This is a genomic window from Nonomuraea sp. NPDC050536 (genome assembly GCF_044457685.1).
In the GTDB taxonomy this organism is placed as follows: Bacteria; Actinomycetota; Actinomycetes; order Streptosporangiales; family Streptosporangiaceae; genus Nonomuraea.
The window spans coordinates 410,861-436,099 of sequence record NZ_JBITHD010000007.1 but is presented as its reverse complement, the minus strand read 5'-3'; the positions used below and the strand labels follow the sequence as shown (position 1 = coordinate 436,099).

The window sequence follows — 25,239 nt, the reverse complement described above, 5'->3', positions numbered from 1 at the left end:
CTACTCATGGCTGACTTCGACCCTGTGACGAAAGCCGTCGTGCCCGCCGCGGGTCTGGGCACCCGGTTCCTACCGGCGACCAAGGCAACACCCAAGGAGATGTTGCCCATCGTCGACAAGCCCGCGATCCAGTATGTCGTCGAGGAGGCGGCCTCCGCCGGTCTGCTCGACGTCCTCATGGTCACCGGCAAGAACAAGCGCTCCATCGAGGACCACTTCGACGTGGCCTTCGAGCTCGAGGCCACGCTCGAGGCCAAGGGCGACGAGCAACGGCTGTCGCAGGTGCGCGAGCCCGCCTCACTGGCGACCTTGCACTATGTACGGCAGGGCGAGCCCAAGGGCCTCGGCCACGCCGTGCTCTGCGCCAAGCAGCACGTCGGCGACCATCCCTTCGCCTGCCTGCTCGGCGACGACCTCATCGATCACCGCGACGAGCTGCTCAAACGCATGATCGAGGTGCGCAGCACCTACGGCGGCAGCGTCATCGCGCTGATGGAGGTCCCGCGCGAGCAGACCTCGATGTACGGCGTGGCCACCATCTCGCCCACCTCGGAAGAGGACGTCGTCCGGGTCACCGACCTGGTCGAGAAGCCGCCGATGGAGGAGGCGCCGTCCAACTGGGCGATCATCGGGCGCTACGTCATCGACCCGGCCATCTTCGAGGTGCTGGAGAACACCCCGCCGGGCCGCGGCGGCGAGATCCAGATCACCGACGCGCTGCGCACGCTGGCCTCGCGCGGTTCGCACGAGGGCGGGCCGGTGCACGGCGTGCTGTTCCGCGGGCGCCGCTACGACACCGGCGACAAGCTCGACTACCTGCGCACGGTGGTCAAGTTCGCGGCCGACCGGCCGGACCTGGCGCCGGAGTTCGTCCCGTGGTTGCGGGAGTTCCTCGATGAAATCGGTTGACGCGCACCTGGCTGACATCCTGGCCACGGTGCGCACCCTGGCGCCGCTCGAGCTGGAGCTGGAGCGGGCGCTGGGCACGACGCTGGCCGAGGAGGTGTCCTCGCCGGTGCCGCTGCCGCCCTTCGACAACTCCGCCATGGACGGCTATGCCGTACGCGCCGCCGACGTCTCCGGTGTCCCGGTCACGCTGCCGGTCGTCGACGACGTCGCGGCCGGGTCGGACGAGCTGCGGGCCGTCGGCCCAGGCCATGCCGTCCGCATCATGACGGGCGCCCCAGTGCCCGCCGGGGCGGACGCCGTCGTGCCGGTGGAGTGGACCGACGGCGGCACGGCGCAGGTCACCATCAACCGGCCCGTCCAGGTCGGCAACGCGATCCGCCGGGCCGGCGAGGACGTGCAGGCCGGGGAGGTCGTCCTCAAGCCCGGCACGGTGATCGGCCCCGCCCAGCTCGGCATCATCGCCGGGGTCGGACGCCGCCGCGTCTGGGTACGCCCTCGCCCGCGCATCGTGGTGCTGTCCACCGGCGCCGAGCTGGTGGAGCCCGGTACGGCCTTAAGGCCAGGCCAGATCTGGGACTCCAACAGCTTCACGCTCACCGCCGCCGTGCGCGACTCGGGCGGAGAGGGCTTCCGCGCGGCCACGGTCGGCGACGACCCGGCGGTCTTCCTCGACCAGCTCGACGCCCAGCTGGTGCGCGCCGACGCGATCATCACCAGCGGCGGCGTCTCCATGGGCGCCTACGAGCCGGTCAAGGAGGCTCTGTCGCCGCTTGGCACGGTTCGATTCGAGAAGGTCGCCATGCAGCCCGGCATGCCGCAGGGCTTCGGCGTGGTGGGCGACGACCAGATCCCGATCTTCGCGCTGCCCGGCAACCCCGTTTCGTCGTACGTCTCCTTCATGGTGTTCGTACGGCCGGCCTTGCGGAAGATGCGCGGCCTGCCGGCCGGACCGCCGGAGACCGTGACCGCGTACGTCCTGGCATCCCTGCGGTCCCCGGCAGGCCGCCGGTCCTACCTGCGGGGCGTCCTGGCCGACGACGGCACGGTCACGCCCGTGCACGGCCAGGGGTCGCACCAGCTGGCCGCGCTCGCCTCGGCGAACGCGCTGATCGTGGTGCCCGAGGACACGACCGAGGTGCCCTCGGGGACCGCTGTGCAGGTGATGCCGCTATGAGCGAGTTCACCCACCTGGACGAGACGGGCGCCGCCCGGATGGTCGACGTGTCAGCCAAGGACGTCGGCGCCCGCCAGGCCACCGCGACCGGGCGGGTGCTGCTGTCGCCCGAATGTGTCGCGCTGCTGCGCTCGGGAGAGGTGCCCAAGGGCGACGCGCTCGGGGTGGCCAGGATCGCGGGCATCATGGGCGCGAAACGGACGCCCGACCTGATCCCGCTCTGCCATCCGATCGCGCTGCACGGGGTGAAGGTGTCGCTCGAGGTCGTCGACTCGGGGGTGGAGATCACCTGCGTGGTCAAGACGGCCGACCGTACCGGCGTGGAGATGGAGGCGCTGACCGCGGTGACCGTGGCGGCGCTCGCGCTGATCGACATGGTCAAGGCGGTCGACCCGGCCGCGGTCATCACGGATGTGCGCGTCGAGGAGAAACTCGGCGGCAAGACCGGTCGCTGGACTCGCTCATGATCCGCGCATTGGTGGTGACGGTGTCGAACCGGGCCTCGGCCGGGGTCTATCCGGACAAGTCGGGGCCGCTGCTGGTCTCGCTGCTCGAGGACGCCGGGTGCGTCGTGGACGGGCCGGTCGTGGTGCCCGATGGGGAGCCGGTCGAAGGGGCTCTGCGGGACGGGGTCTCCGGGGGATATGACGTGGTCGTCACCACCGGAGGCACCGGGCTGACGCCCACCGATCGGACGCCGGAGATGACCGCCCGAGTGATTTCTCGGGAGATACCCGGCATAGCCGAGGCCATCCGGCAGGCGAACCGTGACAAAGTCCCGGCTTCCATCCTTTCCCGCGGCTTGGCGGGTCAGGCGGGCGACACGCTGATCGTCAACTTGCCTGGCTCCTCGGGCGGCGTCCGCGACGGCCTCGCCGTACTGGCTCCCGTCCTTCAGCACGCGGTGGACCAGATACGCGGAGGCGATCACCCGCGCTGATACGCGGGTGCTGATCCGTGGCGACATGGACCCCGATGGGGGGATGATGAGAGATGTGGATCGACTTCGTGGTTGGCCGGCGACTCTGAGCGAGGGGCCAGTTGGCCTGCGGCCGCTGCGGCTGAGTGACGTGCGTGTATGGCGCGAGACCAGGCTGCGCAACGCCGACTGGCTGCGCCCCTGGGAGCCGAGCAATCCGGAGACGCCCCTTTTCAGGACCGGGCTCGGGCCGTACGTCTCCATGGTCGGCACCCTGCGCCGCGAGGCGCGCCAGGGGCTCGCGCTGCCGTGGGTCATCACCCACAACGGGCGGTTCGCCGGGCAACTGACCGTCGGCGCCATCGTGTGGGGATCCGCCCGATCCGCCCAGGTGGGGTACTGGATCGACGGGATGCTGGCCGGGCAGGGCATTACGCCCACCGCGCTGGCGATGGCGGTCGATCACTGCTTCTTCACGACGGGCCTGCACCGGCTCGAGGCGAACATCCGTCCCGAGAATCAGGCCAGTCGAAGAGTGGTTGAGAAGCTCGGTTTCAGGGAAGAAGGCATTCGGCGTCGTCAACTCCACATCGATGGAGCCTGGCGCGACCACATTTGCTATGCGTTGACCGTCGAAGATGTTCCCGGCGGGCTTCTCGTGCAGTGGCGTCGCGCCCGTGAGTCAGCCGCTCACGGTGGGTCTCCGGTAGAAGAGGTTTGACGATCTCGCGACACACCGCATCGAATGCTCGTCAATTAGTGACACGCGGTCTTACGGTGCGTGACGTGAGCACATCGAAGACGCCAAGAACGCCCAGGTGTCTTCATGCTGCCTGGAGGTGGTCGTGAGCAGCGCCTTCCTCTATCTCCTCATTGTCGTGATGTGGCTTTGTGTCCTGGTACCGATGTGGTTGCGCCGGGACAAGACCAACCTCGCGGAGCTCGCTGAGCTCGAGGAGGAGTACTACACGGGCGAGCATCAGATCCCGGATCTGACGCAGCTGGAGGAGTCGGCTTCGGAGTCCGCCTCCGTCGAACTCGGTGAGACCGGTGAGATCGAGGTCGTCCCCGAACCGCCGATCGACCCGCGGCAGTTCCGCGCACGGCGTCGCGCGATCATCGTGGCGCGCCGGCGGAGGCTGCTGTTCTTCACCGCGCTCCTGGTGATCGCCTCGGTCGTCACGGCCGCGGTCAAGATGATCCCGTGGTGGGGCGTGGCGCCGTCGGGCGTGTTCATGGTGACGTACATGGCCTTCCTGCGCATCGCGGTCAACGTGGACAGGGAGCGGCGCGAGCGTGCCGCCAAGCTCCGCGCGGACCGGGCGCGTCGCCTGCGCGACCAGCGGCGGGCGGCGGAGCTCGCGGCCGAGCAGGCGGAGGCGGAGATCATCGAATTCGCGGCCCATCATTCGGATGTGCTCTTCGATCAGTACGCCGAGCCGCCACGGCGGGCGGTGGGGGACTGAGTGGATGGCGCGAGAACCTCTCGGAGTTTGCTAACCTGGTCGAGTCCTTGGGGATGTAGCGCAGTCCGGTAGCGCACTTCGTTCGCATCGAAGGGGTCAGGGGTTCGAATCCCCTCATCTCCACCAGGAGCCGTTGTTAAGACGGCTTGGCCAAGGTTGACGAGATCCCATCTGATCATCCCGATCAGATGGGATCTCGTCGTTTCAGGGGTTTTCCGAACCTGGTTCGTCCTGGTTTGGGCTCCGGGAGCCGACGAGATGAGAAGCTCTGGTGCTGTCACGCGGCCGTGTGGGCGTGGTAATGGCCTGGTGGGCATGGCGAAGCCTGCGGCTGGCGGGATGCTGGGCCTTGATGAACCGGTTTGTGGCTTAACCGTCCGGCGGAGGCTTTCCAGTAGGTCTGGGCTGCTCTTGCGGACGGTCGACGCCCGGCTCGGGAACGACATCGGCTGGGACGGGTTCCGGCTGGTGGGTCTGCCGCCACGCATCAAGGAAGTGGTCGTTGGCGACGGCGACCATCAGAGCGGTGAGGATGGTCTGGGCGACGCGGCCGTGGGCGAGCCGGTTCTTCGGGTCGCCGAGATCGATGTCGAAGCTCTTCACGCGGCCGTTGATGCCCTCGGTCATGGCGCGGACGGTTTTGTAGGTGCCGGTCCAGGACGGGCTCAGGTAGGGAAGGTCCTGGCGGAGCTTGTCCCGGTATCCCAGATCGGTGGGGTGCAGGGTGATGGTCTGCTGGTGGCAGATCTTGGGCAGGTCGTCGCGCGACTGGTCTGGCGATGGTGGCAGGACGCGGGGCTTGGCTGCCGGGTGGGCCGCGCGGGCGCGGGCGTCGGACAGATCCACGCTGGCGGGTCGGGCCGGTGCGGGCCGGTGGAGGCGCTCGAAGCGGGGGCAGGTGAGCGAGGGCGAGGTGCCCGCCGCTGGGCATTGCAGGCGCACCGCGCCGCGGGTGTCTGCGCTCTGTTTGCGCCGGAGGAAGTACGGCTCCCGCGCGGTGATCAACTGGGTGAGTTCCTCGGGCGGGGTGCGGACAACCTGGTCGTCCAGGCCGGTGGTGGCAGTGGCCAGCCGGTCGGGGATGAGGGGGCAGGCCAAGGAGCCGTCGATGAGCAACGCGCCATGGACGCTTCCCTGGACGCCGCGCTGCTCGACCTTGTAGTCCAGAGCGAGCCGGTAGCCGAGCTGGCGGATCGGATGAGCGAAGTGTTCAGGGGTCTGGTCGGTATAGGCGCGGTCGACGGCGGCGAACCGCCTTGGCAGGCCGAGTTCGGCCAGGGGGCGCAGGGTGGTGATGGCGTTGGCGCCAATGCGCTTGTGCGGAGTGTCGACGACCAGGCCGAGTGCCAGTTGCGGGAAGGAACCGAGGACCGAGCGGGTGCGGGCGGCGACGGTGAGGGTGGCGCTGTAGCCGAACTCCGGTGGATCGCCGCCGGCGGAGTGGTGCCAGCCCGCGGTGATCTCGGTGGAGGCCAAGAGCTCGCCGGTGGAGCGGCTGGTTTTGGGCGGACGGGCGAAGACTGGAACGGCAGTGCCGTCGATGCCGACATCACCATGGAAGCCAGCCAGGTAGCCGCGGCCCTTGGCCCATCTGACCGGGGTGAGCACAAGCCAGGTGACGACCTGTTGCAGCAGCTCGCGTTTGCGCCGGTGTTCGGGATCGTCGTCGTCCCAGGCTTCGGAGACCTGGTCGGCCTCGTGCTGAGCCAGACGGGTCCGTCGGTCGTGCCGGGCGGGGTCCAGCAGGCTGGTGAGCCGGTCGAAAGCCCGGTAGAAGCGTTGACTGCTGGCCTCGCAGCCGAGGATGTCGTCGGGGTGCGGCCGGTCGGGGTTGAGCTCGAGGCGCCAGCGGGCGGTGGACGACAGCGAGAAGTCGGCCAGTCGCCAGGCTTGAGCCAGGACGGCCTTGCCGGTGTAGTGGATGGAGATCAGCAGGCAGACAAGCACAGCCCGGATTGGAAGCCCGGCCGGTCCGGGGCGGACACCGAGTTCGTCTTCGATCAACGTCATCACGCCGGAGGCGTCCAGCAGGCGGGCGTAGTGGTCTGCGACGGCGTCGGGGACCTGCATCGCCTGCTTGGCAGGCGGCCGGGGGCGAGCGGATTGGGCGCGGATGGTATGCGGAGGCCAGGCGCGTGGCTTCGCCGTACTCAACCGGTGCGGCCGCGCAGCAGCGCGACCGCGGTCTGTTCGTCCAGGGCGGGGACGAAACGTTGGTAGCGGGCCAGTGCGGAGGTGCTCATCCCGGCTGCCTCAGCCACCGCGTCCAGGTGGATCCGGGCGGTCAGCAGTTCGACGATCCAGGAGACGCGCAGCCGGCGTACCGACAGGTCGGGCAGGTTGCCGGTGGGCCGGTGGCGGACGTTCCAGGAGCTGACCAGGTTCTTGGCGTGCCGGGCGGTGCGGCGGGGCCGGAACAAGTATCCGTCGCCCGCTCGCTGGGCAAGGTCGAACAGGGTGTTCTCCCAGGCCGCGCGACAGACGATCAGCCGTGTGGTGCCCGGGACGTGGACCACGACGGCGCCCGAATCCAGGCGCCGCAGGTGGCAGCCTTGGACCGCGATCACTTCGCGGGGCGCCAGTCCGCAGCCGAACGCGAGCGCCATCAGCGCGAGCGCATCAAGGCTTGCCTGGCCGGGCAGGTGTTCGGCCCACGAGCGCAATCTGCCGAGCTGCGCCGTCGAGTATGGCGTGCTCACGGTCGTCGGGGCTCTCATCGGTGGCGGGGTCTGCTCACCGCGTTCCAGCCAGGCCAGCGTGGCGCGCATGTGCCGCAGCCAGGACCGGTAGGTCTGCGCCGAACTGGGGGCCAGGTCGGTGCAGCCGGTCAGGACGAACGCGTCGATCGTCTCGTGTCGCAACCACACCTCCGGGTTGTCCGGCAGGCCGGAGCGGTGACACCACACGGCCAGCCGGGTGGTCGCGGTGAGCAGCCGTTCCACCCGGTAGGGGGAGCGCTCAGCGCTGGCGGCGACCAGCATCCGCACATGCCCGCAGATGTGGTCCCACTCTGGCGGAGCTTTCTGCGGGCGGTAGCCGGTGATCGTGGCCGAGGTTTCCGCGTCGAGGGTCACACCCCACCCATAGTGGCCACCATCGCCCAGTTGGAGGCTGGGCTGTCCGTCCGGCTCTGGCCTGTCCCGCCCGGCGGATCCGGTGGAAGCTGACCTGCGGCGGACATGTTTTCGCCCTGGTGAGGGCATCGCCGATCCTTCCCGCCCGTCTCTCCCAGCGGCAGGGCAGGCGAAATCCAGGCTCGACGCCTCTCCTCAAGACATCCCATCCGGGTTACTCTCGGGAGTGCGCGAGCCACTGTCAGTTAGAACCTGGAGGGTGCTCACGCAACCTCGGGTGCCGCCGAGCTGATCCCTCGGCGGCACCCTGCTCGCTCACGGCATGGCCGCGATCAGGGATTAACGATCAATCAACCTCCCAGGCCGGGGCGTTGCCATTCACGCCCGAGGCGATCGCGTAAGTACCGCCCTCGCAGCGCACCAGCCACCCGTCGGCAGCCAGTCGTAGCAACCGCGACCGCATCGACTCGACCTTCCCTCGATCGTCCGATTGGCCGAGCGCCACCACCACGTCCCGGACCCGCATCGGTCTTTGAGCTGTGGCCAGCAGCGCCACCGTCTGCCGGCGAACCCCCCGCAGCAGCGGCAGAGTCGCCACTTCGACGGGCCCCTCTGGGTTCCCCGGCTTATCTTCGTGACCGTCCGACGGTTGCGCGGGATCGCCTCGCACGGCCTTCGCCTCGCGCTCGTCGTCTTGGGTGGACAGGGTCAGGACCGTTTCGCGCGTAATAGACAGACGCCGCAGCTCTTCCTCTGCGACGGCGAGCTGTTCGCGCAGCGTGGCCGCCTTCTCTGCGGCAGCCGCCTCGGCCTGGGACAAACGATCCAGCAGTGACGTCACATCCGCCTCCACGAAAGAGCGCAGATGCGCCCACCCGATCTGCTTCACGCCATGTGGTCCGACAACTCCACACTGTAAGCGGGGAAGTTCTGGCAGTCACTACCACAACCAAGATCAACACCTGCATCCAGATGCCTGCCGGATGACTAACTGATCCAAAGGCCTGAGTTCACATCGCCAGGCCGAACATCATCAGGCAGCACGGGCGTTCGCCAGTCCTCCGAGGGCAGAGGCGACCAGTCCTGCGCGAAGGGCCCCTGTCGCGACTCGATCAGCCCGACTACTTCCTCGCGAGCCGCGAGAACACCCTGATGCGACCGATCATCGATCAGCCCGAGCCGGCGACCATGCTCATACTCCTCCACATCCTTCCATCGGATGCGCGACAGATCGGGCTCGGCGACCAGATCCAGCAGGAGGTCATCCGATCATCTGGATCGGACGGGATCTCGTGTTTTCCGGGGTCTCGAGGCCGCTGGATGAGCCGGTTCTGGCTCGAGTGGCGGCTGGGACGGAGGGCGCTGGTGGTGTCAGGCCGCTGGGAGCGCGTGAGGAACCGGCCGCTGAGCATGCGGAATCCAGCGGTCGAGGCGAGGCTGTCCGGTTGTCGGTCTGGTGGATCAATCACCGACTGGCGGCCGCGGTGGAGACGGTGGCGGAGTTCGTGCCAGTCACCGACGACGACCTGGCGGTAGGTCGCAACTTTTCGGGCAGATCGACACTCTAATTGCGCATGATCAAGACGATGACGGTAGCCGCGGCCCTGGTGGCACTCCTTGCGGCGGCCCCGGCTGCTCCGGCTGCGGCGCAGACCAAGACGATCACCTTCAGCGGCATGACCTTGACCGTGCCCGATGGATGGACCGTGCGTCGCCTCACCGTCAACCCCGACTGGCTGACGGTCACGACCGAGAAGTGTGGCAAGAACAAGGTCAACTGTCCGAGTTTCGAGCTGGTGGGCGCCAAGACGATCAAGGGCGGGAATGACATGAAGGGGTACCGCACCGACCGGCAATTCGCGCCCGGAACCGGCGTGAACGCCTGCCGGTTCAGGTCGGACACCGACCACGGTGAGCGATTCCCGTCGGACAGGCCCCTGGTGAACGGGTTCCGGCCGGTGGGCGCGCGAAAGGCCCAGTACAGGGAGTGGGCGGGGGAGTGCTACTCCTTCAAGACCAATAAGACGGTCAAGCGCTTCACCCAGCGCCTGTGGTATCTCCCCAAGGAGAAGGTCCTTGTCGTGGACAGCTGGAACAATCCGGAACTGGCCGGCGTGCTGGCTCGCGCTCGCTGGTGACCACGCGGGGTGGCATGAAGCTGCAGGACGAACGCCTGCACGCCGTCGCGCCGGGCGGTGGCAGGAGTGCTCAGGCGGCTCGGGCCTGACCCGCTTGGTGCCGTCGCTGGAGCGTGGCTGGGCTCGCCCATAGAGGGGCCCCGGTAGTAGGGCCGTGAGTCCAACGATGTTGCTGTTGACCTGCGGAGACTCCTTGGGAAAATATGATCACTTGGATGGCCGGTAAAGCTCTATCCATGCAGGTCAGGCCCACATCCGTTGGATTTTCCGAGATTGCTCGGACCCCTCTGTACGACGTGGCCGCCGAGGCGCCCCGGGGCGATTGCGTTCTACCGTGGTGGCCCTCCTGGCTTCCCTCATAACGCCACAGCTCTACAACCCACGAGCTCAGGTATCGGCGCAGGAAACGCGAACGCACCGATACGGGCTCCGGGAAACGATCACGACGAGCGCGGGAAGCGATCTTCCAGGTACCGACTCCATCCCTGCTCAAGCACACTCGTGAACACCCCACCAAGAAGATGCAGGTGAAAAGGGGTTCTGGAGTTGATCCAGAGCCCTTTTTCATGTCTGGAAGTCGATGGGAGCCAGTCGGGGAGCCATCTCACTCGGACTCTCTACCCGTGTCGGCTGTCGCCGAAGATGGTGTTCATCGTGTGGGCACCTTTGGTGATCACCGGTCTGAGCTGGTGCCGGTACACGGCTTCCGTGACGCTGGTGCCCGCGTGCCCGACGAGATCGGCGATGGTCTCGATGGGTACGCCCTGGTCGCTCATGATCGAGACGAACGAGTGGCGCAGCTCGCGAGGACGCCACTCGGTTCCGATCCCTGCTTTCTTGGTGATCCTGCGGAATGACCGCCGCACGTTCGCCGCGTCGAGCGGAGTCCCGATGCTTGTGCAGAACACCAGGTTGTGATCTTGCCATGCGTCGCCCGCCTTGAGCTTGCGGGCGGCTTGTCGGGCGTGGTGCTGTCGGAGTGCCTGAGTGGCCAGCTTGGGCAGCTCCAGCGTGCGCCGTGATTTGCGGGTTTTGGTGTCACCTCCTACTCGGTCGGCGCGCCATACGTAGATGGCGAACCTCTTGTGCTTGAACCCAACCTCGGTCACCGGTTGCCACTTCTTGAGGTCAGGTATCCAGGCGACGACGTGATCCCAGCGCAGTGCACGGGCTTCCTCGGTACGGATGCCCGTATTGAGGCTGATGACCACGTAGGCGTGAAGCTCGGAAGGCTCTGCGGCCTTGAGCACCGCCTCTGCCTGTTGTTGGGTGAGTGCCTTGCTGGGTGTCCATCGGTGCCTGTGGGCGCGGTGACCAGTTCGGCAACGTTCCTGAGCACCTGATCTGCCTGAGCCTGCCGGATGGCCCGCTTCACGAGCCATCCCACCCGGCGTCCTACGGCACGCTACGGGCGGCTACCCCGGCCACGAACCGCACCCTCACAAGTCGGCGCTTCACGGCGCATGTGGCGGGCCACGGGCGAGGACGTGTCAATATGCACCTGCGCCACGGCCACACACCGCCTCGGCATCGGTCAACCTCGGCCGCCGGATCCATCTCGGCTTCTTGCGGCGGCTGGCTTGTGGACGCTCTACAGCCCGTACTCGATCGCAGTGGCGTCGGGCTGTGCCGGTGTGGTGTCGGCATGGGCAGGAGCGGCCAGGGTGAGCGCGGTGGCGGCGGTGAGCACGGCTCCGATAACGACGCTGAAACGACGCAAGACGAGCTCCTTGGATGTGGTGAATGTAGAGCACGGTCTGAAGGTGGTCCGGTGGGAGCAGAAGGCGTCGTGCTCGCCGTTCTGGACCTTCACCGGACGTGTCTGACCTGGATCGGCGGGGAGTCTGGACCGGATGGCTGGGCCAAAGTCATCGATGACCGCGGACTGATCCCCTTCGCCCACCTGCTGCGCGACTACCACGATGCTGTTGCCAGGTACCGCCCTGCTGAGACGACGTGCTCGTCGACCACGACCGATGGATCGGTGGGAGATGAGGTGGTCTGCCATGGTGACTTCGGCCCCTGGAACGTCGTCTGGAGCGGTGGTCGGCCGATCGGAATCATCGACTGGGACCACGCCCGTCCGGCGCCGCGCCGACATGATGTCGCCTACGCACTCGAATACGTCGCTCCGTTCCGCGACGATACCGAGTGCCTGCGCTGGCTGCGCTACCCCGAGCCACCCGACCGGCGTCGCCGCCTGGAGGTGTTCGCCGGCGCGTACGGTCTGACCGACACGGCGGGCCTGGTCGATGCCGTCATCACCGTTCAAGAACAGGACGTCGACGCTGTTCGACGCCTAGCCGAGCAGGGCCACGAGCCCCAGGCCACCTGGGTTGCCGAAGGGCATCTGGACGAGCTCCGCGCCCGTGTCGCGTGGAGCCGGGCCAACCGGCATCTGATCGACTAACGGCTCCGTGGCCGCGTGTATGCAGCCTCGCTCCTTCCCGGGCCGCGATGTTCGCCGCCGCTCGTCGCAGTTCGGACAAGTGAAGCCTCTCGCTTGAACTTGATCTCTTTGCATAGACCAGTTCTAAGCGCCTATCCAGAAGTTCTGTGCGTAATGGATGGGGATTGACATGGGCTTCGCCGGGGGTTGGATCGAGGTTGCTCACACCGTCTCTCCGGCCCCGGCGAGGTCATATCAAAGGAGAGGGCGGGATACCCTGCCTGCGGTGCCTCAACCACGTGACCGGAGGAGTCGATGCTGGGATGACGGCAGGGCGACCGATGCCTACACAGGACGACGTGCTCGGGTACTTCAACACCCTGTCGAACTGGGGACGGTGGGGCGACGACGACGAGCTCGGCACTCTGAACCACATCACCGACGACGTCCGGCTGGCGGCGGCGCGGGCCGTGCGCCACGGCAGGAGCGTGTCGTGCGCATGGGAGGTTGCCGTACCGGAAGACATGGAGCGGTCGACGACGACCTGCCCGTGCGCCGCCGACATGCCGGGTGCCGAGAACATGCCGGTGCCGGGATTCCGCAACGACCGGCGCTGGGGCTTTTCGTCCGAGCGGCTCGGCATCACGTTCCACGGCAACACCCTCACCCACGTCGACTCGCCGTGCCACATCTTCTGGGACGGCACGATGTACAACGGGCGGTCGCACTCGCTGGTCGACGCCGCAACGGGATCGGCGTGGGCGTCCGTCACGGCGGCGGCGAACGGGATCATCACGCGTGGTGTCCTGCTGGACATTGCGAGCGTGCGGGATGTGCCGTGGTTGGAACCGGGGCAGGGTGTGTTGCCCGACGATCTCGAGGAAGCCGAGCGTCGCCAGGGTGTGCGGGTGCGATCCGGCGATGCGGTACTCCTGCGGACCGGCTATGGCCGCGTCCGGCACGAGACCGGTGCGGCCAGCGGTTTCACTCAGGCCGGCTGGCACGCGTCCTGCCTGCCGTGGCTGCATGAACGGGAGGTCGCGCTGATCGGCGCTGACACCCCCCAGGACGTTCAGCCATCGGGGTACGAAGACGTGTTGATGCCGGTTCACGCCGTGAGCCTCGTCGCTATGGGTCTGTGGATGCTCGACAACTGCGACCTGGAGGCGTGCGCGACGACGGCTGCCGAGCTCGGCCAGTGGGACTTCCACCTCGCAGTCGCGCCGGTCCGCTTCGCCGGTACGTCCGGCAGCCCGGTCAACCCGATCGCCACATTCTGACCGCGGTTCACGAGGGGGTGCGACGCCATGAAGGACCCGGCCCGCACCTGGAACGCGGTCATGGTCGGCGAGGACACGCCGTGCTGGTCGGGAACCAGGCGGCACGAGCGCCTCAAGGCGGGGTGGTGCAGCGCGCGATAGCTGCCGGCTGGACTGAGGTTGGATCCGCCGTCTGGCCGCCGCTCCGATCAGGACCGAGCGGCTCGTGCTGCGCGAGTCGCAGGCTCGTGATCGTGTGGCGTTCGTCGAGCTGTTCGACTCGTCGGAGGCGGGTGCCTACGTCGGTGGTGCTCGACTCGAGGTGTTCTCCGAAGCGCCGATACCGATCCGCTGTCTCCATCGTCTCTCCCCTTGTCGCGACGATCTTGACTGAGAAGGAAGCGGGAGAGAAGAGTCACCAACCTCACAACAGTGCTGACCAGTCACGGAAACGATCAGCTCGGTGACGGGAAGCGATCTTCCGATCCGTGTCATCCGCGTGAGCGTGCTGGTGCTCGCACGCATCGCGCAGGCCATGGGGGCGGCGCTGCTCACTCCGCAGATCTTCTCGCTCATCCAGACACACTGGGAGGGTACGGCACGCCGCAGGGCGATCGGCCTCTACAGCATGGTGCTCGCCCTGGGAGTCGCGCTGGGGCAGGTCATCGGAGGGCTGGTCGTCAGCGCCGACCTCTTCGGCCTGTCGTGGCGGCCCGTCTTCCTGCTCAACCTCCCGATCGGCGCGATCGCGTTGGCCGTAGGCCCGCGCCTGCTGCCTGTCTCCCGCGTGGACGAGCAGGCACGCCTCGACCCGGGTGGGGTGGCGGTCCTGACCGCAGCCATGGCCGCGATCACGGTCCCGCTCATCTTCGGCCGCGACCTAGGCTGGCCCGTCTGGGTCTGGATCTCGCTGGCGTGCGGTGCCGCGCTGTCGGTGGGATTCATCCGTTATGAGAACAGGGCGCGGTATCCGCTGCTGGACATGGCCTCGGTACGGCCGAGCGGGGTGAAGCCGGGACTGGTGGCGTGCTGGACCATCATGGGGTGCTATACCGTCTTCCTACTCACCCTCACCCTGCACCTCCAGACCGCGCTGGGCTATTCGCCGCTTCGCGCGGGGCTGGCGTTCGTCCCGTACGCCTTGGGATTCGGCGCACTCAGCTTGAGCTGGAACCGATATCTGCAGTGGTTGCAGCGCGCCCTGCCGATCGCGGGTCCGATCGCCTTCGCGGTCGGGGCGAGCCTGCTGGTCCTCTTCTGCCGTGATCAGTGGCAGCCGGTCGTGGCCACACCGCTGCTGCTCCTGGCCGGGGCCGGGCACGCTGCCGGGTACAGCCCACTGATCGCACTGATCACCTCGCTGGTCGAGCCACGGCTGGCGTCAGCGATCTCAGCGTTGAACTCCACCGGGCCCGTGCTCGCCGGGGTGACCGCCGTGGCCGGGCTCGGGAGTGTCTACTTCGCTGCGCCCTCCTCGGCCGCCGGCCTCGTGCGGGTCGTCTTCGCGGTTGCTGTCCTGCTCGTGGGTGGGGTCACGTGTGCCATCCGGGTGGCTCTGACTGGCAGGAGCGTAGACAGGACTGTGTAGCGGGTGCGCGCGGTCAGGTTGGCGGCGAGTTCCCAGTGGCCAGAGGCGCGGTGTCTGTGGATCGTGGTCGAGCCGCAAGAACCAGGCCGACGAGTAGGGACCTGGGAAACGATCTCGAACCAGCCGGGAAGCGATCTTCTTGCCCCTCTGAATACACAACTCAGCCGTACTCGAGGAAACCCCACCCAAGACGCGTTACTCGAAGACCCCTCTTCGAGGGCGAACACCGCCGTTTCTGCGTTGGACAAGCGTGCCCGCCGATAATGGATCAATGTCGGGATGGGATGCAGCGAAGCAGCGACTGTACGAAGTTTTCGGACGCGTTGAGCGACCTGAGCGCGTGATCGGCTGTCCGCACTGCGTCGATCCAGGCGATGAGCTGTGCCTCTTGGCCGGGCCGGTCAGGTCCGTGGAAGCTGCGTCGCTGGCCCGCTACGCCGGCAAGGCCCTTAACACGTGGGGTGGTGTCACCGAGTTCCGCTACTTTCTGCCGCGCCTGCTTGAATGCGCGGCAGAAGACGCCTTCGTCTATCCGGATCCCGAGATCGTTTTTGGCAAGCTCGCCTCCGTCGACTGGCGGACCTGGCCGATTGACGAGCGCGATGCCATAGCGGGGTTCCTGAGTGAATGGTGGCACGAAACGCTGCGCAACTATCCGGCCCGCCCCCCGGTCGACACGGTGCTGTGCGCCCTGGCCGCCACAGGCATGGATCCGATGCCCTGCCTCAGCGCTTGGAGCAAGCTCGACACCGACGCAGCAATCAAGCACCTCCACGAGTTCGTCCTGAACGGCTTGTCAGGCAACCGCTTGACCAACGCCTTCTGGGACCGTCGCAGCTCTGTGTACCAGCAGGTCCTCGCCTGGCTCACAGACGGGCCCGCTGCCGTGGCCGTGGAGGCAGCTTTCGCTGAACAGACACAAGAGCCCATGCTTGAGCTGCTCGCCGCCGTTGAACCCGCCCTGCATCCGCCTGGTTAAGGGTGCGACCTCCGTACTGGTCATAACCGGAGAAGCGGACGGCCGGCTAGGCCTTTATGCCGATTTTGGATGTTCTCTGTACGCCGTACCTGCAAGCTGGGTCGCCAGCAAGAGCACTACCAGAGATCCAGCAGACAGTGCGCGGCGCGGCTGGGACGTCGTCCCCCGCATCGTGCAGAAAGGATCGGTATGAGACCCATAGGGGTGCTTGCGTTAGGGATAGCCCTGCTCGCCGGCCTCGCTACCGGTCAGGCCGCGTCGGCGAGCCCGATCGCCGCGGCGTGGCAGACGGTGACGGACGACGATCCGCCGCCGTCTCCGACGGACCAGAACGACCCCCCGAACCAGGCGGAGGCGCCGCAGGTGTCGACCCTCGCCTCCACGAACTTCCAGCTACCTTTCCCCTGCGGCCAGACCTGGAATGGCAACTCCAGCGCGAGCAGCGCCCACCGGTCGTGGGAGATCGACTTCAACCGGGGCAGCACGCCGGGCGCCGACCTCGGGGACACCGTCGTCGCCGCCGCGGCCGGCACCGTGGTGATCTCGGCCCACCAGGGCTCGACCAACGGCTACGGCAACCTCGTCAAGATTGACCACGGAGGTGGCTGGACGTCGTTCTACGCGCACCTGAACTCGCGCGCCGTCGCCGCGGGCGCCCACGTGGCCCAGGGCCAGAAGATCGGTACGGTGGGCAACACCAGCAAGCCGGGCAACAACATCTCGCCCCACCTGCACTACGAGGTACGGCAGGGCAGCGGCTACCCGGGCAACATCCGCAAGGCCGTCTTCAACGGGGTCACCTTCGGCTACCCGATCCAGAACGTGACCTCGAAGAACGGCTGCGGCGGCGGCAGCACCAACCCGTACACGGCGGAGAAGGTGTGCGGCAGCGGTTACAAGGTGATCGACTCGGCGGCGTTGGGCTCGGCGGGGACGGTCTACCTGCTGTACAACTCGGGCAACGGTAACAACTGCGTGGCGACGATCAAGAAGACGTCGCTGGGCAGTGGCTCTGCTGTGGGCGCCTATCTGGAGGTGCAGGGCAAGTCACGGGTGACCGACAGCGGCAATTTCGAGTACTACGCGGGTCCGGTCCGGGCGAGCGCGGCGGACAAGTGCGTCAGGTGGGGTGGCAAGGCCGGGACGGCCACCTACGACAGCCCCCTCGAACACTGCGGCTAGGTATGGCGGCCACGAGCGGCACTTGATCAATGCGGCCTTCGGTGTGGTAAAGAGGGCTCCGGAGTTCCTCCGGAGCCCTCTTTCGATGTCCGGCTGTCGCCGAAGCTGGTGGTCATCGTGTGGGCCTGGATACGGCTTCCGTGACGCTCATGCCCGTGTGCCCGACGAGATCGGCGATGGCGTGACGTGCAGGTCGTTGGTGGCCTGGCCGGTTGAAGAGGCTTCGGTATTGATCGATCAAGCCGGAGGGGAAGCTAGAGGACGGCTCGCGCCAGGGCGTTGGCGTCGCCTGGTGCGACTGGTGTGGTCAGGAACAGCGGTGCCTGGGCCATGAAACGCGGGCGCGTTCCTCGATGTTCGTCGGCCGCATGGACGGTCAGGGGGTGCACGAGGTATATGTCGCCCGGCTGCCCGGTCGCGTACGCCACCGGGCGGTCCTTGGAGGCGGCATCCAGCAGCGGTCCTGCCTCGAACGGGTCGAGCACCTGCTCACCCATCATCCGGGCGGCGTCGCGGTGCGAGCCGACCCTGATGCGGGTCGGAGCGTCGTCGTCGCCCACCTCCGACAGCAACACGAGCAGCAACATCGTCTCCGGCCGCCCCGACACGGCCCATGAACCGTCGGGCCTGGCCACGGAGCCGTCAATGTGCCAGCCCCGATCGTCGGCAGGCTCCACGCCCGGGAAGCGGATCGGCATGTTGCCGAGGGAGCCACGCGGCACCCACCCGCCGGGCCCGGCCACCTCATCCAGCGCCTGATGCAGCCGCGGGCTGCGCATGAACTCCCCGAAGGGGCCCTCGCCGGTCAGGTCCGCGGCCCACACCACGGGCTGCTGCCAGCCGGAACGGTCATCAGGCGACAGGCCGATCTGCTGCCACACCAGCGCCCTGGCCGCATCGCCGACCTCGCGAGGCACGGCCGCCTCCAGCTTGGCGAACCCGTCGGCAACAAAACGATCAACATCGAACATACTCATGCGAGCCACCGTACCGACGGCGTCCACCGGTTTTCCTGACGCAAAGCGCGGCTACGGGTGGGGGTGAAGGGGGGTAGCCGAAGTAGTAGAGGACCGAGCGCTACCAGGTGCTCGAGAGCGTCAACTCCGACGCGGTCAGCCGGAACGCGGGTCGCTCGGCATCCGCACCAGCGCCCGCGAGGGCCGCGCCGCGTTCCTACGCGACACCACCTCGACCGTCACCGCCCACGACGCCGCCGGGCTGGATCGCATGCTCCTGGAGTGGTACGGCTCGGACGCCGCCAGGGAAGCGATCGGCGAACTCCTCGCCCCCGACGCCGGGAGGGTGCGGAATCCCTGCTCCGCACCCTCCAGACCTACCTGCACCGCAACGCCGTGGGCGCCCGTATCCGCCGCTTCACCACCCTGACAGAGGCAGATCTCAACGACGCCGAGCCTGTGCTACAGCTTGACGTTCAGGATCTTGTCGTCGCCGGTGCGCGGGGTGCCCCGGCCGTCCTTGTTACTGGTCGACACCCAGAGGTCGCGGCCGGGCGTCGTCGCGACCGCGCGCAGCCTGCCGTACACGCCGGTGTAGTGGGCGATAGGCGTGCCAGGCGTGCCGTTCCACCGCAGGGGGACCTGCCAGAGCCGCTCGCCGCGCAGCGCGCCCACCCAGAGCGAGCCCTTGGCGAAGGCCAGGCCGGAGGGGGAGGCCTCGGCAGGGGTCCAGGTGACGATCGGGTTGATGAAGCGGGGGTCGTTGCTCTTGCCCTCGACCACCGGCCAGCCGTAGTTGCCGCCCGACTTGATGGCGTTGATCTCGTCCCAGGTGTTCTGGCCGAACTCCGTGGCGTACATCCGGCCCGCCCAGTCCCAGGCCAGGCCCTGGACGTTGCGGTGGCCGTAGGAGTAGACGAGCGTGCCGAACGGGTTACGGGGGGCGGGTGCGCCGTCGACGGTCATCCGCAGGATCTTGCCGCCGAGCGAGTCGAGCCGCTGGGCCAGGCTGGAGTCGCCGGCGTCGCCGGTGCCGGCGTACAGGTACCCATCGGGGCCGAAGGCGAGGCGGCCGCCGTCGTGTTGGCTGCCCTTGGGGATGCCCGTGACCAGCACCTTCGGATTCGTCAGGCGCCCGGAGGACAGGTCGTAACGGACGATCCGGTTGTCGTCGGCCGCGGTGTAGTAGACGAAGACCATGTTGCCCCTGGCCGCGACGCCCAGCAGGCCGCCCTCGCCGGAGGCGTTGACGCCCTCGATCGTGCCGACCTCGCTGACCTGGCCTGCCCTGGTGATTCGCAGCAGCCTGGCCGAGTTGCGCTCGGTCACCAGCGCGTCGCCGCCGCGGAGAAACGCGATCCCCCACGGCACGGTCAGGTCGGTCGCCACGACCCGAACAGGTGGGCTGCTGTGAGAGCCCTTGGTAGCGCTCTCGGCTGAACTCGCGGTCATTCCGCCCGCGGTTGAACTGCCGGTGAGCACGGCTACGAACACCATTGTCCACATCTTTCTCATGCGTTCCATATTTTCCCAGTAGTCGTAATGTCCTTGGCATGAAGATCTGGGTGTCGTCCGAAGAGATCACCAAGGCTCTGGTGGTCGGGGTTGCTCTCCCAGTCGTTCTGTTCGCGTGGGCGTGGCTGGTGGTCGCGCTGTTTCCCGACTCCTCCTCGTGTGGGGAGTACACCGGATGTCTCGGGCTGTTCCTGTGGGGCTGGAACGTCGGGCGGTGGGGTGCGATCGTGCTGGCCTGGCCGCTGCTTTACCTGCTGCGGGTGCGGCCCGCCTGGCCCGTCGCGATTCTGGGTGGGGCCTTTCTGGTGGCGATCTGGCGGGTTGCGGAGGCGCTTGACGGCTCGCTCATCCTGATCGTGTGCGGCGGGCTGATCGCGTATCCGGTGGCGGCCTGGGTGGCCACGCCCGGCGTTCCCCGGTGGGTGCGGGTCCTGGTGGTCGGGTTGTTCGCCGGGCTCTTCGTTGTCGGATCGCTTGCTGGGGGTTGAGGGTGACACCGTGTCAGGGGGCACGGTGGGGGCATGGCTGTTTCTTACGTTGGGTCTGGGCCCTACTGCTACTCCAACTCGCTGGCGATGGTGATGGGGGAGGCGGCTCCTGCTGCCGGGGTGATCGAGGTGCTTACCGGGTCGCCCTATGGGATGCAGATCATCGGGGGGCGGGTCCCGATGTTCGATCCCTTCGGGTGGGATCCGGAGCAGGGGGTGGATGCTGCCATCGCGTTGCTGGGGTGGGGGTGTGAGCGGAGCGACGGCGGGTCGGACGAGGAGGCGGTGGATCGGCTCAAGGGCGCCAGGGCGCGGGGGCCGGTGATCGCCGGGCCGGTGGAGATGGGGTTGCTGGGGCATCAGCCGGGGGCGAACGGCGCGGTGGGGGCCGATCACTATGTGGTGGTGCTGGGGATCGAGGGCGACCTGGTGGTGATGCACGATCCGCAGGGGTATCCGTATGCGACGTTGCCCATACCGGCATTTGTCGAGGCGTGGCGGGGAGAGACGGTCGGGTATCTGGAGCGGCCGTTCGCGATGCGTGCCGGGTTCGTCCGGCAGCGGCAGGTACGGCCGGATGCGGCGCTGCGCAGGTCGCTCGCCGACGGGGTCGCGTGGCTCGGCGGCAGGAGTGACCTGCCCGTTCCCGAAGGGACCGTGGGGCAGGCCGCGGCGGCGATCCGGCTGGCCGAGATGGTCGAGGAAGGTCTCGACGACGGCATCAGGGGACTGTTGCAGGCGTTCGGGATCCGGGTGGGGGCGCGGCGGCTCAACGATCTGGCCGCCTGCCTGGCCATGCTCGGGATGGCGGAGGCCGCGGGCATCGCGGCCGCGCAGGCGCGGATCGTGGGCGGGCTTCAGCTTCCTGCCGTGTCGGGCGATGACAAGGCGCTGGCAGCAGGGTTGTACGAGCTGGCGCCGACCTACGAGCGCCTGAAAGAGGCGCTCGGCTGAAAATCCGTTGTTCGGCCGCGGAGGCGTCTGGTGTACTCCGTGGCATCTGTTCATCGATCTCGGGAGTCGAGATGCGAGCTACGTCCATGTCCACCCAGGCAAGATCCACCCATCTGAAGGACATGACGCTTCGTGAGATCGTTGAACTTGGGGATTCTGGCGCATGTCGACGCCGGTAAGACCAGCCTGACCGAGCGCCTGCTGTACAACGCCGGCGTCATCGACGAGGTCGGCAGCGTCGACGACGGCAGCACACAGACCGATTCGCTCGCACTCGAACGGCAGCGCGGCATCACGATCAAGTCCGCGGTGGTGTCGTTCGTCATCGGCGACGTCGCGGTCAACCTGATCGACACCCCCGGCCACCCGGACTTCATCGCCGAGGTCGAGCGGGTGCTGAGCGTGCTCGACGGCGCCGTGCTGGTGATCTCGGCCGTCGAGGGCGTCCAGGCGCAGACCCGGGTGCTGATGCGCACGCTCAGGCGGCTCCGCATCCCGACGCTGATCTTCGTCAACAAACTCGACCGCCGCGGCGCCCGGTATGACGACCTATTGCAGGACATTTCCGTAAAACTCGCCTCGGACATCGTCCCCATGGGCGACGCCCACAACCTGGGCACCCGCAGTCCGAGGTTCCAGGCGAGCAGCGGAGCATGGCAGGCTGCGCTGGCCGACCACAGCGACGAACTGCTCCAAGCCTTCGTCAACGACCAGCGGATCCCGTACGGCAAGCTGCACGAAGAGCTGGCGACCCAGACCAGGAAGGCCGCGGTCCACCCGGTCTACGCGGGCTCGGCCATCACCGGCGCCGGTGTCGACGAGCTCACCCAGGGCATCAGAACCCTCCTGCCCGCGGCGCACCCCGACGAGGACGGCCCGGTGGAAGGCGCCGTCTTCAAGGTCGAGCGTGGCCCGGCAGGCGAGAAGGTGGCCTACGTCCGCATGTTCTCCGGCACGCTGAGCAACCGCCAGAGCCTCGACCAGGGCAAGGTCACCGCGGTAAGCGTCTTCGACCGTGGCTCCGCCGTACCTCGCGAATCAGTCAGGGCCGGCGAGATCGGCAAGCTCTGGGGACTGGCAGGCATCAAGATCGGCGACCGGATCGGGGCGACGCCCGACAAGCTGCAGCACTTCTTCGCCCCGCCGAGCCTGGAGACGGTGGTCGAGCCGCGCAGGCCGTCCGACAGGGGTGCCATGCACGTCGCGCTCACCCAGCTCGCCGAGCAGGACCCGCTGATCAACCTGCGCCAGGACGGCGTGCGGCAGGAGATCTCCGTCTCGCTCTACGGCGAGGTGCAGAAGGAGGTCATCCAGGCGACGCTGTCCGAGGAATACGGCCTGGAGGTCACCTTCCGCGAGACGACCACGATCTGCGTGGAGCGCGTGGCCGGGACCAGCGAGGCGGCCGAGTTCCTGGGGGCGAACCCGTTCCTGGCCACGGTCGGACTGCGCGTCGAGCCGGGCACGGGGGTGGAGTTCCGCCTCGGGGTCTCGCTCGGCGCCATGCCGTACGCCTTCTTCAAGGCGGTCGAGGAGACCGTGCACGAGACGCTGACCCAGGGCCTGCACGGCTGGCAGGTCACCGACTGCCTGGTCACGATGACCCACTCGGGTTACGCGCCGCGTCAGAGCCACGCGCACGCGGTCTTCGACAAGAGCATGTCCAGTACGGCCGGCGACTTCCGCAACCTGACCCCGCTGGTCCTCATGGACGCCCTGCGCCAGGCGGGCACCCGGGTGTGCGAGCCCGTCCACCGCTTCACCCTGGAGCTCCCGCCCGACCTGCTGGGCACCGTACTCCCGGCGCTCGTCCGCCTGGGCGCGATCCCGCAGCCGTCGGCGACGGGCCTGGAGGGCGAGGTGCCCGCGGCCAGGATCCACGGGCTGCAGCTCCAGCTGCCCACCCTGACCAGTGGCGAGGGCGTCCTGGAGACGTCCTTCGACCGCTACGAGCCGGTCTCCGGCCCACCGCCGCGAAGGCCGCGGACGGACCACAACCCGCTCGACCGCAAGGAGTACCTCCTGCACGTCGAGCGCCGCGTCTAGCCGAAGGCCGGGGGAGGCGGATCCCTCGCACGGGGGAGGAGGCGGTGCCGAGCCTTCGCGAGGGTGGTTCCCATGAAGATTGCATGGGTGGCCGGCACCTGGTCGATGGTGCTCACGGCCTTCGGAGGATACTGGGCGCTGGGCGGCGCGGGGTTCCCGCTGGGACGCAACGACTGGCGAGCCGCGCAGGTGGGGTCGGTCTTCGGTAGGGCGGAGTCGCTCCCGCTGAGCGTGGGCATGGTGGCCGTCGGGCTGGCCGGGGTCGTGGCCGCGTGGGCGCTCACGCGTGGGTCCAGGGCGGCGCGGATCTTCGCGTGGATCCTGGCAGTGGGGCTGGTCGTGGTCGTCCCCGACGTGCGGGTCATGCAGAACCTCGTCTACGCGCTGATGGGCTACACCGGTCTGTGGGACGGGGCGCTGGCGTTCATGCTGTTCTCGATCGCCGGCGGCGTGCTGTGGGCGTGGGCGGCCGTCAGCGCGGGCGCCGTGGCCATGCCGAAGATCGGCAGTTGGGCCGCGTACGCGGCGGCCGTGCTCGCGTTGCCGTACGGGGCCTCGCGGCTGGCCTGGGCGATGGGCATCCCGCTGGGGGTGACCAAGGAGTTCCTGAGGCAGGGCGACCCTACAGCCGGGGCCGGGGCGCTGTCGGAGGTGCTGTTCGCCGGGCTGTGCTTCGGCGGTGCGGTCCTCACACTGGGGCTGGTGCAGCGGTGGGGCGAGGTGTTCCCGCGGTGGTTCCCGTGGGTGGGCGGCAGGCGCGTGCCCGTGACCATGGCCGTCGTGCCGGGAGCGGCGGCGGCCATCCTGCTGACGCAGTCGGGGGTGCGGTCGTGGATGTTCCTGCGGCCCGAGTTCCTGCGGGCCGACACCTGGGGCGAACTGGCGCCCAGCCTGTCGTGGCTGCCCTGGGGGATCACGCTGGGCATGGCGACCTACGCCTACTTCCTCCGCAGGAGACTGGAACAGCGCTAGGCGACGTACTGGCGGGGGCGTAGGGCGTGAGTGCGGAGGGACGATAGGGCGGCCAGCTGGCCGGTTCTGGTCAGGCGGATGGCCAGGTCGTCGGAGAAGGCCAGGTCGAGCGCCGTCAGCTGGGCGACCAGGTCGGCCAGGGAGCCGGCGATGTCGTCGGGGCCCGACGTGGGATGCCAGCCCTCGGCGCCGACGACCTCGCCGACACGTTCGTTCAGCTCGGCCGGTGACATCAGCGTGCAGTCGGCCAGCAACAGCAGTGCCGCCTCGCGCGCGGCGACGTCCAGCTCGTGGCCGCCGGTGCCGACCAGCAGGCGGGTGACCGCCTCCCACATGGCCTGCGGGTCCTCAAGCAGCCGCCGGCCGTTCTCGGTGATCGACAGGCGGGCGCCGTCGCGGCTCAGCGCGCCCAGCTCCCGCTCGGCCAGGTCGCGCAGCCGCAGCGCCTGCGGCGAGGGCGCCAGCCGCATCGGCAGCCCCTCCAGCGACAGCGACAGCAGCCCGTGCAGGGCGGGCAGAGGCTGCGGTGAGATCGGGGCGTGCAGCCGGACCTCGAACGGCTGGGCCAGCTCCCGCCGGGCCGGACCGCGGCCGAGTACCCAGCGGTTCAGCCGCTCGCCGTGCACGCGGTGCAGCCAGCTGTCGCCGCCCAGCTCCGTCCGAGGCTCGGTGAGCCAGCGCCGGGTCAGCGCGTGCCGGTCGCCCGGCTCGCCGGAGACGATGGCCAGCTCCAGCGCGGCGGAGCAGGCCACGTGCGCGCCCAGCTCCTCCGGCCCCATGATCATGCTCCACTGCAGCTCGGCCACGTTCGGCGGGAGCACCCCTGTCCGCTCCAGAGCCCGCTGGTAGAAGGTGGTGCCGGCGTCCTCGCCGTCTCGGGCGTAGGTGTACAGGATCTTCTTGGTCGTCTGGGAGGTGCACAGCGCGGCGTAGCGGGGCATGCCGCCGAGCTCGAGCAGCTTGCCCAGCGAGCGGGCGAGCCGCTCGTGGTCGCCGCCTACCTTGAGCGGCAGCGTGTACCAGAGGAACTCGCACACGTCGAGCTGGGTCACCGTCTCCAGCGGCTCCCCGCCGGTCAGCCACTCGACCGCGGTCCTGGCCTCATCGGCCAGGTCCGGCTCGGAGCGCTCCAACTCGGCCAGGAGCGCGGCGACATCCGGTGCACTCATGCCTCGAAGTTTGCCGTATGGACCCCAGCCCTGACGATGGCCGAAACCGGCGCGTATCGGGT

General features: G+C 68.2%; 24 protein-coding genes and 1 tRNA gene. 17 read left to right on the top strand and 8 right to left on the bottom strand.

Going from position 1 to position 25,239, the window contains the following annotated elements; genetic code table 11:
• Positions 1-6 precede the first annotated feature (6 nt).
• From galU to ACIBHX_RS22850, 7 genes are all read left to right on the top strand, one after another.
• A complete protein-coding gene (gene galU, locus ACIBHX_RS22880) occupies positions 7-909 on the top strand; it encodes a UTP--glucose-1-phosphate uridylyltransferase GalU (protein WP_397069204.1) in 903 nt (300 codons plus the stop codon).
• On the top strand, positions 896-2,083 hold the full coding sequence (gene glp / locus ACIBHX_RS22875; protein WP_397069203.1) for a gephyrin-like molybdotransferase Glp: 1,188 nt from the start codon (positions 896-898) through the stop codon (positions 2,081-2,083). The genes galU and glp overlap by 14 nt, the downstream gene beginning before the upstream one ends.
• The gene (gene moaC / locus ACIBHX_RS22870; RefSeq protein WP_397069202.1) at positions 2,080-2,550 is read left to right on the top strand and encodes a cyclic pyranopterin monophosphate synthase MoaC; all 471 of its coding nucleotides are present in this window, start codon (positions 2,080-2,082) and stop codon (positions 2,548-2,550) included. Before glp ends, moaC begins: the two co-directional genes overlap by 4 nt.
• Positions 2,547-3,023: a molybdenum cofactor biosynthesis protein B gene (locus ACIBHX_RS22865; protein WP_397069201.1), complete on the top strand. Its 477-nt coding sequence runs from the start codon at positions 2,547-2,549 to the stop codon at positions 3,021-3,023. Before moaC ends, ACIBHX_RS22865 begins: the two co-directional genes overlap by 4 nt.
• Positions 3,024-3,069: 46 nt before the next feature.
• Positions 3,070-3,723, top strand: coding sequence for a GNAT family N-acetyltransferase (locus tag ACIBHX_RS22860; protein WP_397069248.1), 654 nt, complete (start codon positions 3,070-3,072; stop codon positions 3,721-3,723).
• A 184-nt stretch (positions 3,724-3,907) separates the two neighbouring features.
• Entirely contained in the window at positions 3,908-4,468 is a 561-nt protein-coding gene (locus ACIBHX_RS22855; protein WP_397069200.1) for a hypothetical protein, read from the top strand.
• Between the two features lie 49 nt (positions 4,469-4,517).
• Positions 4,518-4,594: transfer RNA gene (locus ACIBHX_RS22850), tRNA-Ala, on the top strand.
• Between the two features lie 243 nt (positions 4,595-4,837).
• Here the strand turns inward: ACIBHX_RS22850 and ACIBHX_RS22845 are convergent.
• The 3 genes from ACIBHX_RS22845 to ACIBHX_RS22835 form a co-directional block, all read right to left on the bottom strand.
• Positions 4,838-6,622: a hypothetical protein gene (locus tag ACIBHX_RS22845; protein ID WP_397069199.1), complete on the bottom strand. Its 1,785-nt coding sequence runs from the start codon at positions 6,620-6,622 to the stop codon at positions 4,838-4,840.
• Positions 6,619-7,542: a hypothetical protein gene (locus ACIBHX_RS22840; RefSeq protein ID WP_397069198.1), complete on the bottom strand. Its 924-nt coding sequence runs from the start codon at positions 7,540-7,542 to the stop codon at positions 6,619-6,621. Before ACIBHX_RS22840 ends, ACIBHX_RS22845 begins: the two co-directional genes overlap by 4 nt.
• A 346-nt stretch (positions 7,543-7,888) precedes the next feature.
• Positions 7,889-8,431: a hypothetical protein gene (locus ACIBHX_RS22835; RefSeq protein ID WP_397069197.1), complete on the bottom strand. Its 543-nt coding sequence runs from the start codon at positions 8,429-8,431 to the stop codon at positions 7,889-7,891.
• A gap of 697 nt (positions 8,432-9,128) precedes the next feature.
• Here ACIBHX_RS22835 and ACIBHX_RS22830 point away from each other — a divergent pair.
• Positions 9,129-9,680, top strand: a complete 552-nt coding sequence (locus ACIBHX_RS22830; RefSeq protein WP_397069196.1) for a hypothetical protein — start codon at positions 9,129-9,131, stop codon at positions 9,678-9,680.
• Between the two features lie 617 nt (positions 9,681-10,297).
• Here ACIBHX_RS22830 and ACIBHX_RS22825 read toward each other — a convergent pair.
• The gene (locus ACIBHX_RS22825) at positions 10,298-10,930 is read right to left on the bottom strand and encodes a site-specific integrase (RefSeq protein ID WP_397069195.1); all 633 of its coding nucleotides are present in this window, start codon (positions 10,928-10,930) and stop codon (positions 10,298-10,300) included.
• Between the two features lie 341 nt (positions 10,931-11,271).
• A complete protein-coding gene (locus ACIBHX_RS22820) occupies positions 11,272-11,400 on the bottom strand; it encodes a hypothetical protein (RefSeq protein WP_397069194.1) in 129 nt (42 codons plus the stop codon).
• 51 nt (positions 11,401-11,451) lie between these two features.
• On the opposite strand from ACIBHX_RS22820, the gene ACIBHX_RS22815 reads away from it, so the two are divergent.
• The 5 genes from ACIBHX_RS22815 to ACIBHX_RS22795 all read left to right on the top strand — a co-directional run bounded on the left by ACIBHX_RS22815 (position 11,452) and on the right by ACIBHX_RS22795 (position 17,077).
• Positions 11,452-12,090, top strand: coding sequence for a phosphotransferase (locus ACIBHX_RS22815; RefSeq protein WP_397069193.1), 639 nt, complete (start codon positions 11,452-11,454; stop codon positions 12,088-12,090).
• A 338-nt stretch (positions 12,091-12,428) separates the two neighbouring features.
• Positions 12,429-13,349, top strand: a complete 921-nt coding sequence (locus ACIBHX_RS22810) for a cyclase family protein (protein WP_397069192.1) — start codon at positions 12,429-12,431, stop codon at positions 13,347-13,349.
• A 442-nt stretch (positions 13,350-13,791) separates the two neighbouring features.
• On the top strand, positions 13,792-14,916 hold the full coding sequence (locus ACIBHX_RS22805; RefSeq protein ID WP_397069191.1) for an MFS transporter: 1,125 nt from the start codon (positions 13,792-13,794) through the stop codon (positions 14,914-14,916).
• A gap of 271 nt (positions 14,917-15,187) precedes the next feature.
• On the top strand, positions 15,188-15,895 hold the full coding sequence (locus ACIBHX_RS22800) for a hypothetical protein (protein ID WP_397069190.1): 708 nt from the start codon (positions 15,188-15,190) through the stop codon (positions 15,893-15,895).
• A gap of 189 nt (positions 15,896-16,084) precedes the next feature.
• On the top strand, positions 16,085-17,077 hold the full coding sequence (locus ACIBHX_RS22795; RefSeq protein ID WP_397069189.1) for a M23 family metallopeptidase: 993 nt from the start codon (positions 16,085-16,087) through the stop codon (positions 17,075-17,077).
• A gap of 254 nt (positions 17,078-17,331) precedes the next feature.
• Here the strand turns inward: ACIBHX_RS22795 and ACIBHX_RS22790 are convergent, their stop codons facing one another.
• A complete protein-coding gene (locus ACIBHX_RS22790; RefSeq protein WP_397069188.1) occupies positions 17,332-18,054 on the bottom strand; it encodes a phytanoyl-CoA dioxygenase family protein in 723 nt (240 codons plus the stop codon).
• Positions 18,055-18,495: 441 nt separating this feature from the next.
• A complete protein-coding gene (locus ACIBHX_RS22785; protein WP_397069187.1) occupies positions 18,496-19,422 on the bottom strand; it encodes a PQQ-dependent sugar dehydrogenase in 927 nt (308 codons plus the stop codon).
• Between the two features lie 164 nt (positions 19,423-19,586).
• On the opposite strand from ACIBHX_RS22785, the gene ACIBHX_RS22780 reads away from it, so the two are divergent.
• The 4 genes from ACIBHX_RS22780 to ACIBHX_RS22765 all read left to right on the top strand — a co-directional run bounded on the left by ACIBHX_RS22780 (position 19,587) and on the right by ACIBHX_RS22765 (position 24,008).
• Entirely contained in the window at positions 19,587-20,036 is a 450-nt protein-coding gene (locus tag ACIBHX_RS22780; RefSeq protein WP_397069186.1) for a hypothetical protein, read from the top strand.
• A 33-nt stretch (positions 20,037-20,069) separates the two neighbouring features.
• Positions 20,070-20,990 (top strand): hypothetical protein, encoded by a 921-nt coding sequence (locus tag ACIBHX_RS22775; protein WP_397069185.1) that lies wholly within the window; start codon positions 20,070-20,072, stop codon positions 20,988-20,990.
• A 132-nt stretch (positions 20,991-21,122) separates the two neighbouring features.
• Entirely contained in the window at positions 21,123-23,036 is a 1,914-nt protein-coding gene (locus ACIBHX_RS22770; protein ID WP_397069184.1) for a GTP-binding protein, read from the top strand.
• 72 nt (positions 23,037-23,108) lie between these two features.
• A complete protein-coding gene (locus ACIBHX_RS22765) occupies positions 23,109-24,008 on the top strand; it encodes a hypothetical protein (RefSeq protein ID WP_397069183.1) in 900 nt (299 codons plus the stop codon).
• Here ACIBHX_RS22765 and ACIBHX_RS22760 read toward each other — a convergent pair.
• Positions 24,005-25,177 (bottom strand): hypothetical protein, encoded by a 1,173-nt coding sequence (locus ACIBHX_RS22760; RefSeq protein ID WP_397069182.1) that lies wholly within the window; start codon positions 25,175-25,177, stop codon positions 24,005-24,007. The genes ACIBHX_RS22765 and ACIBHX_RS22760 overlap by 4 nt on opposite strands.
• Positions 25,178-25,239: the final 62 nt, after the last annotated feature.